General features: G+C 69.8%; 15 protein-coding genes. 7 read left to right on the forward strand and 8 right to left on the reverse strand.

Annotated elements, in window-relative coordinates:
* Positions 1 to 135: 135 nt before the first annotated feature.
* Both ACOCEP_RS26140 and ACOCEP_RS26145 read right to left on the reverse strand, forming a co-directional pair.
* Positions 136 to 1347: an HNH endonuclease signature motif containing protein gene (locus ACOCEP_RS26140; protein ID WP_482339826.1), complete on the reverse strand. Its 1212-nt coding sequence runs from the start codon at positions 1345 to 1347 to the stop codon at positions 136 to 138.
* Positions 1348 to 1425: 78 nt separating this feature from the next.
* Positions 1426 to 2868 (reverse strand): glycosyltransferase family 39 protein, encoded by a 1443-nt coding sequence (locus ACOCEP_RS26145; RefSeq protein WP_482331630.1) that lies wholly within the window; start codon positions 2866 to 2868, stop codon positions 1426 to 1428.
* 230 nt (positions 2869 to 3098) lie between these two features.
* On the opposite strand from ACOCEP_RS26145, the gene ACOCEP_RS26150 reads away from it, so the two are divergent.
* Entirely contained in the window at positions 3099 to 3389 is a 291-nt protein-coding gene (locus tag ACOCEP_RS26150) for a hypothetical protein (RefSeq protein ID WP_482331631.1), read from the forward strand.
* On the opposite strand, the gene ACOCEP_RS26155 is transcribed toward ACOCEP_RS26150, so the two are convergent.
* Positions 3386 to 4324, reverse strand: a complete 939-nt coding sequence (locus ACOCEP_RS26155; RefSeq protein WP_482331632.1) for a GlxA family transcriptional regulator — start codon at positions 4322 to 4324, stop codon at positions 3386 to 3388. The genes ACOCEP_RS26150 and ACOCEP_RS26155 overlap by 4 nt on opposite strands.
* Positions 4325 to 4417: 93 nt before the next feature.
* Here ACOCEP_RS26155 and ACOCEP_RS26160 point away from each other — a divergent pair, with 93 nt between their 5' ends.
* Genes ACOCEP_RS26160 through rnhA form a run of 4 tightly spaced genes read left to right on the forward strand, consistent with a single transcriptional unit; the run spans position 4418 to position 6896 of the window.
* Positions 4418 to 4837, forward strand: coding sequence for a DUF6010 family protein (locus ACOCEP_RS26160; RefSeq protein WP_482331633.1), 420 nt, complete (start codon positions 4418 to 4420; stop codon positions 4835 to 4837).
* Between the two features lie 25 nt (positions 4838 to 4862).
* Entirely contained in the window at positions 4863 to 5156 is a 294-nt protein-coding gene (locus tag ACOCEP_RS26165; RefSeq protein WP_482331635.1) for a putative quinol monooxygenase, read from the forward strand.
* Between the two features lie 45 nt (positions 5157 to 5201).
* Positions 5202 to 6392 carry a DNA polymerase IV gene (gene dinB / locus ACOCEP_RS26170; RefSeq protein ID WP_482331637.1) on the forward strand — a complete coding sequence of 397 codons (1191 nt, stop codon included), beginning with the start codon at positions 5202 to 5204 and terminating at the stop codon, positions 6390 to 6392.
* Positions 6393 to 6413: 21 nt separating this feature from the next.
* Positions 6414 to 6896 (forward strand): ribonuclease HI, encoded by a 483-nt coding sequence (gene rnhA / locus ACOCEP_RS26175; RefSeq protein WP_457955678.1) that lies wholly within the window; start codon positions 6414 to 6416, stop codon positions 6894 to 6896.
* On the opposite strand, the gene ACOCEP_RS26180 is transcribed toward rnhA, so the two are convergent.
* The 4 genes from ACOCEP_RS26180 to ACOCEP_RS26195 form a co-directional block, all read right to left on the reverse strand.
* Positions 6893 to 7564: a VldE C-terminal domain-containing protein gene (locus ACOCEP_RS26180; RefSeq protein ID WP_482331638.1), complete on the reverse strand. Its 672-nt coding sequence runs from the start codon at positions 7562 to 7564 to the stop codon at positions 6893 to 6895. The two genes, rnhA and ACOCEP_RS26180, sit on opposite strands and share 4 nt — an antisense overlap.
* Positions 7565 to 7760: 196 nt before the next feature.
* Positions 7761 to 8258, reverse strand: coding sequence for a hypothetical protein (locus ACOCEP_RS26185; protein ID WP_482331639.1), 498 nt, complete (start codon positions 8256 to 8258; stop codon positions 7761 to 7763).
* The gene (locus ACOCEP_RS26190) at positions 8255 to 9667 is read right to left on the reverse strand and encodes an ATP-binding protein (RefSeq protein ID WP_482331640.1); all 1413 of its coding nucleotides are present in this window, start codon (positions 9665 to 9667) and stop codon (positions 8255 to 8257) included. The genes ACOCEP_RS26185 and ACOCEP_RS26190 overlap by 4 nt, the downstream gene beginning before the upstream one ends.
* Positions 9664 to 10353, reverse strand: a complete 690-nt coding sequence (locus tag ACOCEP_RS26195; RefSeq protein WP_482331641.1) for a response regulator — start codon at positions 10351 to 10353, stop codon at positions 9664 to 9666. The genes ACOCEP_RS26190 and ACOCEP_RS26195 overlap by 4 nt, the downstream gene beginning before the upstream one ends.
* A gap of 110 nt (positions 10354 to 10463) precedes the next feature.
* Here ACOCEP_RS26195 and ACOCEP_RS26200 point away from each other — a divergent pair, with 110 nt between their 5' ends.
* Complete coding sequence (locus ACOCEP_RS26200; RefSeq protein WP_482331642.1) at positions 10464 to 11411, forward strand: phosphatase PAP2 family protein; 948 nt, start codon at positions 10464 to 10466, stop codon at positions 11409 to 11411.
* Positions 11412 to 11721: 310 nt separating this feature from the next.
* Here ACOCEP_RS26200 and ACOCEP_RS26205 read toward each other — a convergent pair whose 3' ends face one another.
* The gene (locus ACOCEP_RS26205; RefSeq protein ID WP_482331643.1) at positions 11722 to 13224 is read right to left on the reverse strand and encodes a GGDEF domain-containing protein; all 1503 of its coding nucleotides are present in this window, start codon (positions 13222 to 13224) and stop codon (positions 11722 to 11724) included.
* Between the two features lie 147 nt (positions 13225 to 13371).
* On the opposite strand from ACOCEP_RS26205, the gene ACOCEP_RS26210 reads away from it, so the two are divergent.
* Positions 13372 to 14580 carry a cytochrome P450 family protein gene (locus ACOCEP_RS26210; protein ID WP_482331645.1) on the forward strand — a complete coding sequence of 403 codons (1209 nt, stop codon included), beginning with the start codon at positions 13372 to 13374 and terminating at the stop codon, positions 14578 to 14580.
* Positions 14581 to 14649: the final 69 nt, after the last annotated feature.

Consider the following 14649-nt stretch of genomic DNA (forward strand, 5'->3'; position numbering starts at 1 on the left):
TTAGAACAGTCGCTTTGGCGCACGATTCATGCAGAGCTGGTGGCCAGCTCGCAGCCGCAAGCCCGTAGACCCCCAGCCGGGTCCCGGCTCTCAAGCGCTGGTCGAATTTCGGCGACGACCCTAATCGTGGTCGGGTCAGAATGGTGGTTCGTCGGTGCGGGGTTCGTGCAGGGGCGGTGGGGCACTGTCGTAGCTTTGCCCAGTAGGCGTCGTGATCGTCAAGGTGCCGTCAGAAGCGAGCCGGTAGACCCAGCCTGGTTCGTCTTTCAATCGGTGGTCGCGGCGGCAGAAGTCGATCAGTTCGGTGTCGGCGGTGTGGCCGCCGTGTTGCCAGGGCACCGCGTGGTCGAGATCGCAGGCCTGGGCGGCCCGGTGGCAGCCGGGTCTTCGGCATTCCCGGTCCCGCACCCGCACGAACTCACCCAACCCCGCAGTCGGCCGATAGCGGTCCCGCCCCAGATCCAGCACCTGCCCGGAGAGCGGATCGGTGATGATCCGCCGCAACACCGTGTCCGGGCCAGACGCGATATGCCGCGCCAGCGACGCCGGAACATGCCCGTGCCCGGCCAGCTCGGCCGGAGCGTCGTTCACCCCGAGATAAGTGTCGAGGTCCATGTAGAGGAACACCTCGGACCGTTCACGTCCACCCTGCCCGCCCAGCAACAGATCGAGCGCGACGTCCGCGCGCAGCTGATCCAAAGTGCGGGGTTCGTCACCGGTTTTCAAAGCGCGTGCCTCGCGGTCGATCCTCGTGTAGGCGGCGGTGACCTTCTCCACGGGGCCGTCCTCGACCTCGATCGACGCCACCCCGGTCTCGCCCTGGCGGATCGACAACCGGCGCCCCGCCCGCTGTCGTTCCGCACGCCGGTCGGCGCCGTCACGGTCGGCCATCATCGCCGCGTGACTGGCCGCTTTCCGGACCTGCTCGGAATTCCGGCCCGGCAACCGGTCCTCCAGCACCTCGTCCACCGCACGCGCGTCCTCATCCGACAACCACGCGGTCGCGGCAGCGACCTTCATCGCCCCGTAACCACCCACCTTGCCCTCATCCAGCAGACCGAGGGTGCGCGGGAGACGGGTGGTCAACGCCTCCGCCGTCGACACCAGCCCAGCCGCGTGACCATCCACAACAGACAACGCGAGCGCGACCTCCTGCACCACACTCGACGCGCCGTCACGATGCCGGCTCAGCTGCGCCAACGCACGAAACCGCACCGCCTCCAACCGCGCGATCCCCTCCGACGCCGCCACAGCAGCCGCCACAACATCCTCATCCCCCAACGAACCCAGTGAAGCATTGACCTCCCGAAGCCGATCAGCCGACGTGACTTCCTCGAGCAGCGCCACAAGCGCGTTCCGTGTATCCACACACCGAAGCTACAACCGACCACCGACAGTTTTCGCGCCCGCCAAGGAGCAACCCGGTCAGTAGTAATGCCGCAATTCGCTCCACAACGAAGACCAGGGACGCGAAGTCCCCGCACACAAGGAAATCCGCACTCCTTGTTCCTCGTTCTCCACTCCGAACCCGTTGTCGTGCACGGCCGCCTCGTGGCATCCGGTGAACCATGCCGGAAGGTACGGCCCCACGACGACCACCGGGCCGACAGCGTCGGCGGGAGGAGGGCCCCAGTCCGAATAGGACATATGGCCCGAGTACACCGACGGAAGCCCGTAGTGCTCCAAAGCCCCCGCCTGCCCGTAATTCCGGGTGAAGATCACCGCGGTCGTGCGCTGCTCGGCCGGGATCCGCTCCCAGACCCGGGTGACCGAGGAGGCCAGCTCCGGCCACCCCACCTGCTCGCCTTGTTCCTTGTTCACCGCCAAAACCGGAGCCAGCGCGGACTCCGGTAACAGGGGCAGCCCGACGACGAGAGACACGGCCGCGCCCACGAATGCCAGGAAGGCGGCCAGAGCGCGGCGCCCAGTGCGGTCGAGCCAGCGCAGGCAGGGTTCGGCGCCGGCGGCCGCGAGCAGCAGCAGAAAGGGGGCCGAGTAGTACGGTTTTCCGCCCAGTACCAGCAAGATCACGCACAACACCGGATAGGCCGGCGCCAGTGACCGGGCCCAGCGCAGGTCAGGATCGCGCCAAAGCCTGATGCCGCCGGCGATCCAGACCGGCACGGCCACGGGGGAGAGGTAGAGCAGCTGCATCGGTACGAACAGGATCCGGTTCTCCGCGCCGTCGTCCTCGCTGATGCCGGAAGCCACGGTGAGCAAAGGGAAATCGTGCGCAGCCTGCCAGATCAGGCCCGGAGCGGCCAGCACGAGCGCGAGCAGGATCCCGGCCGGGAGCCAGCCGGTGCGGAACACCGTCCGCGGGCCGGTGACGAGTACTGCCAGGCCGATCGAGGCGACCATCAGCAGGACGAGCCATTTGCCCTCCAGCCCGATGCCGACGACGGCGCCGACCGCGAGCCACCACCGTCCGTCGCCCGTGCGGAACAGACGCAGGACCACCAGGCCCAGCGCGCTCCAGATCAGCACGTCGACGGTGGCCGTCGAGAGCATGTGCCCGTCCACCACGACGAACGCCGCCAGCGCGGTCATCGCGGCGGTGAGGACCTGCGCGCCGCGCCCACCACCGAACTCACGGGCGACCAGCGCCAGCAGAATCACCGTCGCGGCGGCGCACAGCGTCGCGACCACGCGCAGACCGGCGGGAGTGGCGCCGAAAAGATCGGTGGAGATCCTCGCGAGCAAGGGCGTCAGCGAAGGCTGATCGACATAACCCCAGTCGAGCCGTTTCCCCGCGGCGATGAAGTACAGCTCGTCCCGATGGAAGCCGTACCGGCCGGACAACAGTGTCAGCACCAGGACCTGGATCCCGACCACCAGGCCGACCGGACCCCGAGCGAATCGCTCCATCGCGCCTCCCCAGACGAGGCGAAGCCTACTGCGCGGGCGGCGCCAATTCGACCCTGTCACGGCCGCCCTGCCGCCGATCGGCAGGTCGAGCCGGCGCCGCCCAGGCCGGCACGCGCTTCAGACCGTCGTGAAGCGACCACTCGGCGCGACCTTCGGGAAAAATCCGCCCGCCGTGTCGAACCGGCGGGGTCCCGTTCGACGTGTGGGTAAGAGAAGGAACGGAGAATCCGATGTCGCATTCACTGGGCCCGCTGGCGAACAACCTCGCCGCCTACGCCATCTACTCCACCGCGCAGACCGAGATGCGTCACGCCTACAAGCTGATCGACGCGGGCGACTACCTCGGCGCCGCCGCGGAGATCGATTCCGCCGCCCGCGCCGCCGAAGTGCTCGCCCGCGCCACCCTCGATCTCGACGCCGAGCGCTCGGAACGCTGGCTCAGAGTCGTCGCCGCCCGGAAACGGTTCGCGGACCAGGCCAGGGCGCGGGCCTCGGACACCGCACTGGCCGTCGCCGCTTAACGGAAAGCACGTCGATAAGTGCCGGGGCTGACGCCGGTCGTGCGCTTGAACCGGTCGCGGAACGCGGTGGGCGACCCGAAACCGACTTCGGCGCCGATCCGTTCGACGGCGTGCTGAGTGGTCTCCAGCAGATGCTGCGCCTGCCGGACCCGCGCCCGGTGCAGCCATTGCAGTGGTGTCGTGCCGGTCTGCTCGCGGAAATGCCGGATCAGGGTGCGTGTGCTCATCCCGGCGCGGGCGGCGATATCGGCCAAGGTGAGCTCGCGCGCGAGATTCTCCTGCATCCAGAGCAGGGTGGGTTCCAGCGCTGCGCCGCGCGGAGCGGGCGGATGCCGCAACGCGATGAACTGCGCCTGTCCGCCCTCGCGCTCCAGCGCCATGACCGAAAGACGGGCGGCGTCGGCCGCGATCGCGGAGCCGTGGTCACGCCGGATCAGGTGCAGGCACAGATCCAGGCCGGCGGCGGCGCCGGCGGAGGTCAGGATCTGCCCGTTGTCGACATAGAGCACGTCCGGGTCGACATCGACGTCCGGATAGGCCGCGGCCAGCGTCTCGGCGGCGATCCAGTGCGTGGTGGCGCGGAGGCCGTCGAGCAGGCCCGCGGCGGCGAGAACGAAGGTGCCGGAGCAGATCGAGGCGATCCGCGTACCCCTCGCGGCGGCCGACGTGAGCGCGTCGCGGACGGCTTCCGGCAGCGGCCCGCCCGGATCCGCGGTGCCGGGGACGATGATCGTGTCGGCTTCGCGCAGCGCCTCCAGCCCCCACGGCGCGCGCAGGGTGAAGTGCCCGGCGTCGACGTCCGGGTGTTCCGCGCAGACGAGCAGCCGGTAGCCGGCGCTTCCGTCGGCGAGCCGGGTCCGGGTGAAGACCTCGATCGGTGTCGAGAGGTCGAACGGGATCACCTTGTCCAGCGCGAGGACCGCGACGGTGTGCATGAGCGGCACCGTACCCACCCGATGGCGGGATCCCGTTGGAAGGCGTCGTTCACGCCACTGGGAGCGGGCCGCCGCCGCTTCTAGCGTCGAGCCATGATGATCATCGCGCCGATTCTCGTCGGCCTCGGCTACGTCGTGCTGATGTCGCTGATCCACGAACCGCACCGCCGCCGCTTCAACGCGGTGATGGTGGCGGGGGCAGGCGCCGCCTACCTGAGCGGCGGCGGCCTCGGGATCTGGGAGTTCGTGTTCACCGCGGTGGTGACCGCTGTGGCGTACCAAGGCCTGGAATCATGGACGTTCATCGGCATGGCCTGGCTGCTGCACACCGGCTGGGACGTCGTCCACCATCTCAAGGGTGCTCCGATCATCCCGTTCGCCGAGCATTCGTCCTTCGGCTGCGCGATCTGCGATCCGGTGATCGCGATCTGGTGTTTCGCGGGTGGGCGATCGGTCACGGATTTCGTCCGCGCCCGTGTCGATTCCCGTCGCCGGCGTTCGTCGGTGGGGTGAACTGATCGAACGAAGGGAAGTCGAGATGACCGTGATCGTGGCGGGCAAGGTGTACGTCGACCCGGAGGAACGGGACCGGTACGTGGCCGGGCACCAGGTGATCGTCGAGAAGGCGCGGGCCTGCCCCGGGTGTCTCGACGTGGTGATCTCGGCGGACACGCTCGAACCGGGCCGGGTGAACATCTTCGAGCACTGGGAGTCGGAGGAGGTGCTGAACGCCTGGCGCGCGATCTCGCCGAGGCCGACCTACACCGCGGAGATCCGGGACGGGCAGGTCTTCAAGCACCGGGTTTCCCACTCCGGGCCGCCGTTCGACTGAGCCGGGCGCTTGGCCGTTGGGCCGTTTGATGCGAACATATGTTCTATGACGACCGAGGGTCCCATCCTGCACGCCGACCTGGACTCGTTCTACGCGTCGGTCGAGCAGCGTGACGACCCGAAGTTGCGCGGGCGTCCCGTCATCGTCGGCGGCGGTGTGGTGCTGGCGGCCAGCTACGAGGCCAAGGCGTACGGAGTCCGCACGGCGATGGGCGGCGGCCAGGCGCGGCGGTTGTGCCCGGACGCGATCGTGGTCCCGCCCCGGATGCACGCGTATTCGGCGGCGAGCAAGGCGGTCTTCGAGGTCTTCGGCAACACGACGCCGCTCGTCGAAGGCATCTCGATCGACGAGGCCTTCCTCGACGTCGGCGGGCTGCGGAAGATCGCGGGCTCACCGAGCCGGATCGCGGCGAAACTGCGCGAGGACGTGCTGGAGCAGGTCGGCCTGCCGATCACGGTGGGCGTGGCCAGGACGAAGTTCCTCGCGAAGGTGGCCAGCGGCGTCGCGAAACCCGACGGCCTCCTCGTCGTCCCACACGACAAGGAGCTGGAGTTCCTGCATCCGCTTCCGGTCGAGCGGCTGTGGGGCGTCGGCAAGGTGACGGCCCAGAAGCTTCGCGAGCGTGGCGTGACGACGGTCGGGCAGATGGAGGGGTTCGGGGAGAAGGAACTCGTCCGGATGCTCGGCCGTGGCGTCGGCGCCCATCTCCACGCCCTGTCCCACAACGACGACCCGCGCCGAGTGCAGACGGGCCGTCGCCGCCGGTCGATCGGGGCGCAGAACGCGCTCGGCGGGAGGCCGCGGTCACCCGCCGAACTCGACGCGATGCTGCTGACCCTGGCCGATCGCCTCGCCCGTCGTCTGCGGTCGGCGCACCGGGTGTGCCGCACCGTCGTGCTGCGGATGCGGTTCGCCGACTTCACCAAGGCGACGCGTTCGCACACCCTCATGGAGGCGACGGAGCAGACCGGCGCGATCGTCGCGGCGGCCCGTGACCTGCTCGCCGCGGCGAGACCGCTGATCGACGAACGCGGGCTCACGCTGATCGGGCTCGCGCTCACGAACCTGTCGAAGGACGACGCGATCCAGCTCGCCTTGCCGTTCGGGGCGAAGCAGAGGGACGCGCTCGACACGACGCTCGACACCGTCCGGGACCGGTTCGGGTCGAAATCCATCACGCGCGCGGTGCATCTCGGGCAGGCCGAGGAGCCGTGGGTGCCGCTGCTGCCGGACTGAACCCGTCGCTAGGGTGTCCCGGTGGCGGAAGTCGAGATCTACACCGATGGCGCGTGCAGCGGGAATCCCGGTCCCGGCGGCTGGGGCGCGGTACTGCGGTACGGCACCGTCGAGAAGGAGATCTACGGCGGGGATCCCGGTCCGACCACGAACAACCGGATGGAACTGACCGCGCCCATCGAGGCGCTGGAAAGCCTGAAGCGCCGGGTGTCGGTCGACATCTACACCGACAGCACCTACGTCCGGAACGGCATCACCAGCTGGGTGCGGAACTGGAAGAACAACGGGTGGATGACGTCGGCGAAAACGCCGGTCAAGAACGCTGACCTGTGGCGCCGCCTCGACGAAGCCGCTTCACAGCACGACGTCGAATGGCACTGGGTCAAGGGGCACGCCGGGCATCCGGAGAACGAGCGGGCGGACCGCCTCGCCGTCAAAGGCGTGGAAGAGGTCGTCGGACGACCGGTGATCCAGCCCGGCGAGCGGCCCGCCCGGAATCGTTAGCAGCTGACGGTCACCTTCGCGCTCTTGGCGAAGGAGACGTGGACGTGGTCCATGTGGTTGGCGGTCGCGCCGCCGCGGTCCTCCATGGTGTCCCAGCCGCTGCCGTCGTTGTAGCGCTGGCGCCAGATGACGTAGGTGACGCCGAAGTCCTTCTGGTTGGCCATGAGGTACTCGGCGATGGCGTTGCCGGTGGCGGTGTCCACCATGAAGTCCAGCGCGAGGCCGGAGGGGTGGTCGCTGGCGTTCGCCCGGCCGGCGACGCCGCCGACGGTCTTGACGCCGAACTTCGCCTTGACGTGGTTTCCGACCTGGGCCACGTGCGGTTTGGTGCCGGCGAGGTCGGTGGAACACGCCGTCGCGGCGGGCACGGTCTTCTTGACCGGCGCGGGTGCCTTGGTCGGCGTCGTCGGCTTCGGGGGAGCCGAGGAGGTCGACGGCGGCGGTGTCGTGGTCGTGCTGGAGGGCGGGGTGCTGCTGGTCGACGGCGGGGGAGTCACGCTGGAGACCGGGGGAGACTTCAGCGCGAGCGCGGCGCTGGCCGCTTCGACGTCAGGGGTACCCGCGGACGTCAGCCACATCGACGCCGGGAGCGCCGTGGCGACCGCTGCCGCGATACCCGCGGGGAGCTTCCATTGCGGAGCCTTGTGCTTGCGATGTCTGCCGGCCATTTCTCTGATCACTCACCACTTCGGGGACGGGAACTCGCGTCGGGGGCCGCGAGCTCCGGGCAACATTACGAAAAGGACACGGCAATGTCACGCCCGAGTGTGTTCGCCCACAGTTACCTTGATCGGTGAACCAAAAGTGGCTCACGTCCGTACAGATACGAGAAGTGCTTTTATGTGAGCACGGTGAGTGACGGATTCAGTCCGCTTTGCAGGATTGGAAATACACGTCCTCGTTCGGCGAGATCACGTTCACTCCCTGGGAGTGTGCCGGCCGCCCGCCGGCCTTCGAGGCCGCGATCACGGTGCAGACCAGCTGATTGATGGCCTGGTCGGACAGTTTGCGCACCGAGAACGGCAGCGCGAGGCTCGACGGGTCACCCGAGTAGACCCGGAGCTTGCCCAACTCCGGCGGGACGAACGTGGTGAGCCCCTGCGCGGCTTCCCGGTCCGTCGGCCCCTGCAGCAGCAGCGTGACCGCGCCCTCGGGGGAGATGAAGCCTTCGCTGGGCCGCGTCACCGGGATGACCCGGCCGTCGGAGACGAAGAAGAGCGTCAGGCCGCCGACGACGCTCGTTCCCGTGGTGGCGCGGATCGACGGGCCGGGCCCGGCCGGGACGACGCCGGTCGGCTGGACGCCGCAGGCCGCCAGCAGCGCCGCGGCCGCGAGGACGGGCAGTACCCGGCTCCTGCTCATCGCGTCCCTCCTTCGGGCCGGTGCGGCAGGCGCAGGACGAACCGGGCGCCGTGCCCGGTGTCGGCGGCGGTGATGTCGCCGCCGTGCAGGCGAGCGTTCTCCAGCGCGATCGCCAGGCCCAGCCCGCTGCCTTCGGAGCGGGCACGGGCGGTGTCGGCCTTGGTGAACCGGTCGAACACATGGGGCAGGACCTCGGGATCGATACCGGGGCCGTGATCCTCGACCTCCAGGGTGACGCCGTCGCCACCGCCGCGCAGGCGGACTCCGACCGGCGCCGCACCGTGCCGGAACGCGTTGCCGACGAGATTCGCCACGATCAGGTCGAGCCGCCGCCGGTCGACGCGGGCGAAGACGCCCTCCGGCAGGTCGGTGACCAGGTCGTCGCCCTCGCGCCAGCCGCGCGCGTCGAGGCTGTCCCGGATCGCGGTGGCGAGATCCCATTCGTCGAGCACGAGTTCGGCGCGGCCCGCGTCGAACCGGGAGATCTCGACCAGGTCCTGGACCAGCCGGGTCAGCCTCCGGGTCTCGCCCGAGACCAGCCTCGCCGCGACGGCGGTGTCCGGCGGCAGTGCCTCCGCGTCCTCGTCGAGGACGTCGGTGACCGCGTTCATCGCCGCGAGCGGTGTGCGGAGTTCGTGCGAGACGTCGGCGACGAACCGGCGGGCGTCGGCCTCCATGGCCCTCAGCTCGCCGACCGTGCGTTCCAGTTCGGCGGCGGTGTTGTTGAAGGTCGTGACCAGTTCGGCCAGCTCGTCGGACCCCTTGGCGGGCAGCCGGACGTCGAGCCTGCCTTCGCCGAGCTGCGCGGCGGCGGTGTTGAGCGCCCGTACCGGTCTCAGCACCTGTCTCGCCGCGAGCAGGGCGAGCGCCGCGGCCAGCGGGAGGACGAGCGCCGCCATCTGCCAGGCGGATTTCGCGAGTTCGTCGATGGCCTGCTGCTGCTGGACGAGCGAGGTGAGCGAATACACCTCGATACCGCTGGCCTCCGTCGACCCGTCGGGCCGCCGCGCCAGCACCGGCAGGCCGATCTGGAGTTCGGGGCCGGTGTCGCGGTCCAGCCGCTGGAACTGGATCCGGCTGTCGCCCGCGACCGTCTGCCGCAGTTCGGTCGAGAACCGGGTCAGGTCCGGGCCGTTGACCGACCGCAGTTTCCCGCTGACCGCGACGGCGTTCAACCGCAGGCTGCCCGCGAAGTCGTTGAGCTGCTCCTGGGTCGGTGGCGTGGACAGCGGGCGGCCGTAGGCGCCGACCCGGTCTTTCAGCTGGTCCATCGCCGCGTCCTGGACGGCTTTGAGGATCGCGTTCCTCGCCGAGACGTAGCTGGCCCCCGCCGCGGCCGCCGCGCCGATGATCGCCATCGCCGCGAAGGCCAGGATGAGCCGGGGCCGCAGCCCGGAGAGCCATCTCATGAACGGCCGAACCGGTATCCGAAGCCGCGGACGGTCTGGACGTGTTCGGGTTTCGCGGGAACGTCTTCGATCTTCGCGCGCAGCCGCTGGACACAGGCGTCGACCAGCCGGGAGTCGCCGAGGTAGTCGTGATCCCAGACGGCGGAGAGGATCTGCTGGCGGCTGTAGACCTGTCCGGGGGTGCGCGACAGCTCCAGCAGCAGCTTCAGCTCGGTCGGGGTGAGCGAGACCGGCTCGCCGTTCTTCGTGACCACCAGCCCCGCCCGGTCGATGACCAGGCGGCCGTGCCGCTCACCGGCGGCGGCGTCGCTCGCGGGCTTCTCACTCACCGCGCGCCGCAGCACGGCCCGGATCCTGGCGTCGAGCACGCGGGGTTCGATCGGCTTGGTCACGTAGTCGTCGGCTCCCGCCTCCAGCCCGGCCACGATGTCGAAGTCGTCGCTGCGGGCGGTGAGCATGATGATCGGCACCTCGCCGGCCGCGCGGATCCGGCGGCAGGTCTCGAAGCCGTCGATGCCGGGCAGCATCAGGTCAAGCACGACGATGTCGGGCTGGAACACCCGCAGTTTCTCCAGCCCGAGCTCACCGCTCTCGGCGGTGTGGACGGTGTGCGCCTGCCGGCGCAGCGCGAGTTCCAGTCCCTCCCGCACGGACGCGTCGTCTTCGATCAACAGGACACTGGCCACGCCGCCATTATTCGGATGCCGCCGCTCGTGTGCGACTCGGCTCGATCTTGTAGCAGAACCATGACATTGTCCGGACCTCCCGGCTAAACGCCGTGGGGACAGTGGGACGCATGGCCCTACTCATCCACGAAGCGAAGCCGACCCCTGTCCGCCGTCCGCTGCCGGGACGGCACGCCGAGACCAGGCGGACCCTGTCCAGGGCCGTGTTCCAGCTCGCCACCGGACTGGGCCTGGCCGTCGCGTTCCTCGTGACCTATGTGCTCTTCGTGCACACGTCGGCCGGGCAGCTCGCGGAGAACGGCGTCGTCCGCAGCGCGCAGTCCGGCCAATGGTCCACAATGGACTGGGCTGGGCCGCTGCGCGACCAGGACATGGTGCTCGTGATCGGCGCCGCCGGGATCGGGCTCGTCGTCCTGGCGCTGCTCCGGCGCAAACCCGGCCTCCTGGTCCCCGCGCTGAGCGTTCTCGTGCTCCCGCTCGTCGCCGCGCAGTTGCTCAAGCTCTACGTCCTCGTCCGTCCCGAACTGCCCGACGGCGGCCGCGGGCCGGGCCACAACAGCTTCCCCAGCGGGCACGTCAGCGCCGCCATGGCCATCCTGATGGCACTCGCTTTCGTTCTGCCGCACCGATTCCGCCCGGCGATCATCGGGATCGGCGGCGTCGCCGTCGCCTGGGTCTCGTCGTCGACCATCGCGCTGGGCTGGCATCGGCTCAGCGACACGGCGGGCGCCTGCCTGCTCGGCGCGTCGTTCGCCTGCCTGCTCGCCGCCTGGCTCACCAGCCGGCGCCGCGACCTGCGCCGCACGCCGGCCTCCCTGGTCGCGCTGGCCGCGGTGCTGCCCACCGGGATCGTCCTGACCGGCTTCGCGGTGCTCAGCACGGCGACCGCCGGCGCCGCCCAGTTCGTCGCCGCGCTGGTGCTGGCCGCGGGCGCGGCGGTGGGCATCGTGCTCGTCGCGCTGTGGCCGCTGCGCGGATCCGCGTTCGAACGGCGGACCGGCGTGGAGACCCGGGTGGTCGACGACCTGCTCGAGACCCGCCTCGTGACCCGGCGCTGACGCTCGGGTTTCGGAGGCGCTCCGGAATGTCACGTATGGGACCTTTCGGGTCCCGTACGTGACATCGGTGCTTCGCTACGCGTGGTGTGTTGCGAAAGCCACTTTCGCAACCTTCAACGTTGCGAAAGTGGCTTTCGCAACGTCAGGTCGCGGCCAGGACTGGTCGGCTGGCCCGGGGGGAGTGGCGTGCATGTCGCGAAAGCCACTTTCGCGACGTCTGGTGTCCCGAAAGTGGCTTTCGCGACATGCACGCGCGCCTTGAGTAAAGGACCGGCCTTGCTCGGCGAACGCATTCAGAGGACTAAATGCGTCACTCCCGGCGCGAGTCTCCGGCCCAGGTCAGCGGTGACGTCGGCGCCCGGGGCGAGGGCGGGACCACGGACGGCGCCACGACCACGCGGTTCCGCCCGCCCCGTTTCGCTTCGTACATGGCCGCGTCCGCCGCGCGGAAGAGCTCGCCGTAGTCCGTCGAGTGTTCGGGCGAGAGCCCGACGCCGATCGACACGGTGCAGCCGTGGATCGGCCCCACCGCGCGGGGTTCGTTGGTGGCGTGCCCGCTGGCGAGTTCGGTCAGGCCGGTGATGGCGGTCTTCGCGACGGCCGCCCGGATCCGCTCGGCGATCCGCATCGCCTCGTCGCGCGTGGTGTCCGGCAGCAGCACCGAGAACTCCTCACCGCCCCAGCGCCCGACGAGGTCGGTGGAGCGGGTGTTCTGCCGCAGCACGGCGCTGACGCAGCCGAGCACGATGTCGCCGCCGGAATGCCCGTACTTGTCGTTCCACTGCTTGAAGTGGTCGAGGTCCAGCATCAGGAACGCCGTCGGCCGCCGTCCGGTCTGGTCTTCGAGCAGCCGCAAGGCCGCGGGGGCGTGGAAGGAGTCCTCGGTGAGCAGTCCGGTCTTCCGGTCACGCTGGCTGCGCGCGATCGTGTCCGCCAGCGCCTGCGAGAGCCGGGTCGACCGCAGCGCGACACCGACCATCACGAGCGGTACCAGCGCGATGTTGACCGCGCCGAGGATCGTGGTGCACGCGGCGAGCTGCAGCGCGTAGACGAAGTCCGCGTTGTCGGCCCAGCTGCCGATCAGCTTCTGCCGCCGCCAGCCGCCCCACGCCAGACCGCGCGCGATGCTGATCAGGAGCGTCTGCGACGCGAAGTACCAGAGCGCGGCGCCCACCAGCGCGACGGCGGCGACCGCGATGTCTCCCGGTCGCTGGGGGAGCGTGCCCGATTCGAGCCAGGTGTGCAGGGCCGTCAGCTCGGTGATCGTGTGCACGCCGAGGATGGAGGCGGCGTGCGCGGCGGTGGTGAAGAGGAACGTCGTCATCGCCTTGTGCGCGATGGAGTAGCGCTGCACGCGCACCATCAGCAGCAACGTGAGTGACAACGTGGGAGGCAGCAGGACGGCCGCGCCGCCCAGCCAGACGGCGGTCTGGTCGATGTGCTCGCCGCGCCGGTCGTCGGCCCGGCGCTGCTCCTCCGGATGCTGCGTCTGGACGACGTACCAGATCGCGCAGCACGCGATCACGCCGAAGCGGACGAGATCCGTGGTCGTGACGGAAGCCTTGAAACCGCTGTACAGCGCCCAGACCGCGACGGCGATCTCGGTGCCCAGCATCCAGAAGACCGCCGCGGGCGGCAGCCGCCACAGCTCCCAGCCCGCCGGATGACGCAGGGTGTTCCAGGCACGTCCGCGCAGCCGCCACACCCGGGCGGCGGCGAGGCCGACGGTGTCGGCGAAACCCCGGAGCGAACCGCGCGGCCGCTCCGAGACCGCGTCAGGGTCGTGCTTGCCGAACTCGCTGACGAGGGTCACCTCCCACCGCTACGCACCGCGCCCGCTTCGATCTTGCTGGGTGACCACGAGGGGGTGACAGGGGGACCGCGTTGACGATCTCGTGAGACACGCCGATGCCCGCGTTCGCCGGACGACGTTCCGCCACGAGCTGGCATCGTGGCTCGTATGCCTGACGCCGCCGAGGTTCCCGTGCTGTTCGGTCCCGAATTCGACCGGGACCCCTCGCCCGCCTACGAATGGCTCCGGGCGAACGCCCCCGCGTTCCGGCTGCCGCTGCCCGGCGACACCTGGACCTGGCTGCTGACCCGGCACGCGGACGTCGTTTCCGCGATGGCCGACCCGCGGCTGTCCAAATGCCCGTCCGTCGCGGCGGACCACTGGCGCAAGGCCAATCTCGGGCTGCCCGCCGACCACCGGCCCACGCTCATCGGGCATATGAACAACTTCGAGGGCGAAGAACACGCACGGTTGCGCAAGGCCTGTGCCGGCGCGTTCGGGCCGCGGCGGCTGCAGCACATGCGCGACCGCACGCACCGGCTCGCGAACGAACTGCTCGATCCGATACTGGAGCGCGGCGAGGGCGATCTCGTCGAGGATTTCGCGTACCCGCTGGGGATCCGGTCGATCTGCGAGCTGATCGGCATCCCGGACGACCTGCTGGACCAGGTCCGCCCACCCGCTCTGGTGGTCGCCGCCGGCGACGTCACGGACATGGCGTCGATGCTCCAGGCGACCGACGAGCTGGACGCGCTGCTGGCCGACGTCGTCGCCCGCAAACGCGCCGAACCGGGGGCGGACCTGATCAGCGACCTCCTCGCACAGGAGGCCACCGGGAAGCTGACCGGTGAAGAGGTCGCCGCGACGGCGTTCCTCTCCCTGATCGCCGGGCACGAGACGACGATCAGCCTCATCGCGTCCACCGCGCTGACCCTCATCACACATCCGGAGGAGGCGGCCCGCGCCCGTGCCGACGGCGCACATCTGACGCTCATCATCGAGGAGGTCCTGCGCCGGGACACCCCGCTTCAGAACACCAGCTGGCGCTTCGTCACCGAGCCGATGGAACTCGCCGGGCAGCGGATGGCGGCGGGCGATCCGATCCTGTTGTCGTTGCTGGCGGCCAATCGAGATCCGGAGGTGCACCCCGAACCGCTCGCCTTCCGGCCGGGTGAGCGGCCGGTGCGGCATGTGGCCTTCGGCGTCGGGCCGCATATCTGCATCGGCGCCGCGCTCGCGCGGATGCAGGCGTCCGCGGCGCTGGAGACGTTGTTCGGCCGCGCGCCGTCGATGACGCTGACCGTGCCCGAGGACCGGCTCGTGTGGTGGCCGAGCGCGATCACGCGGGGCCTGCACAACCTGCCGGTGAAACTCTAGGGCGGGCTGAAAGCGTCCTTCACCGCATGCGACGCGGTGAAAGCGCCCTTCGCCGCGTCGCATGCGGTG

The organism is Amycolatopsis sp. CA-211722, from assembly GCF_056828465.1.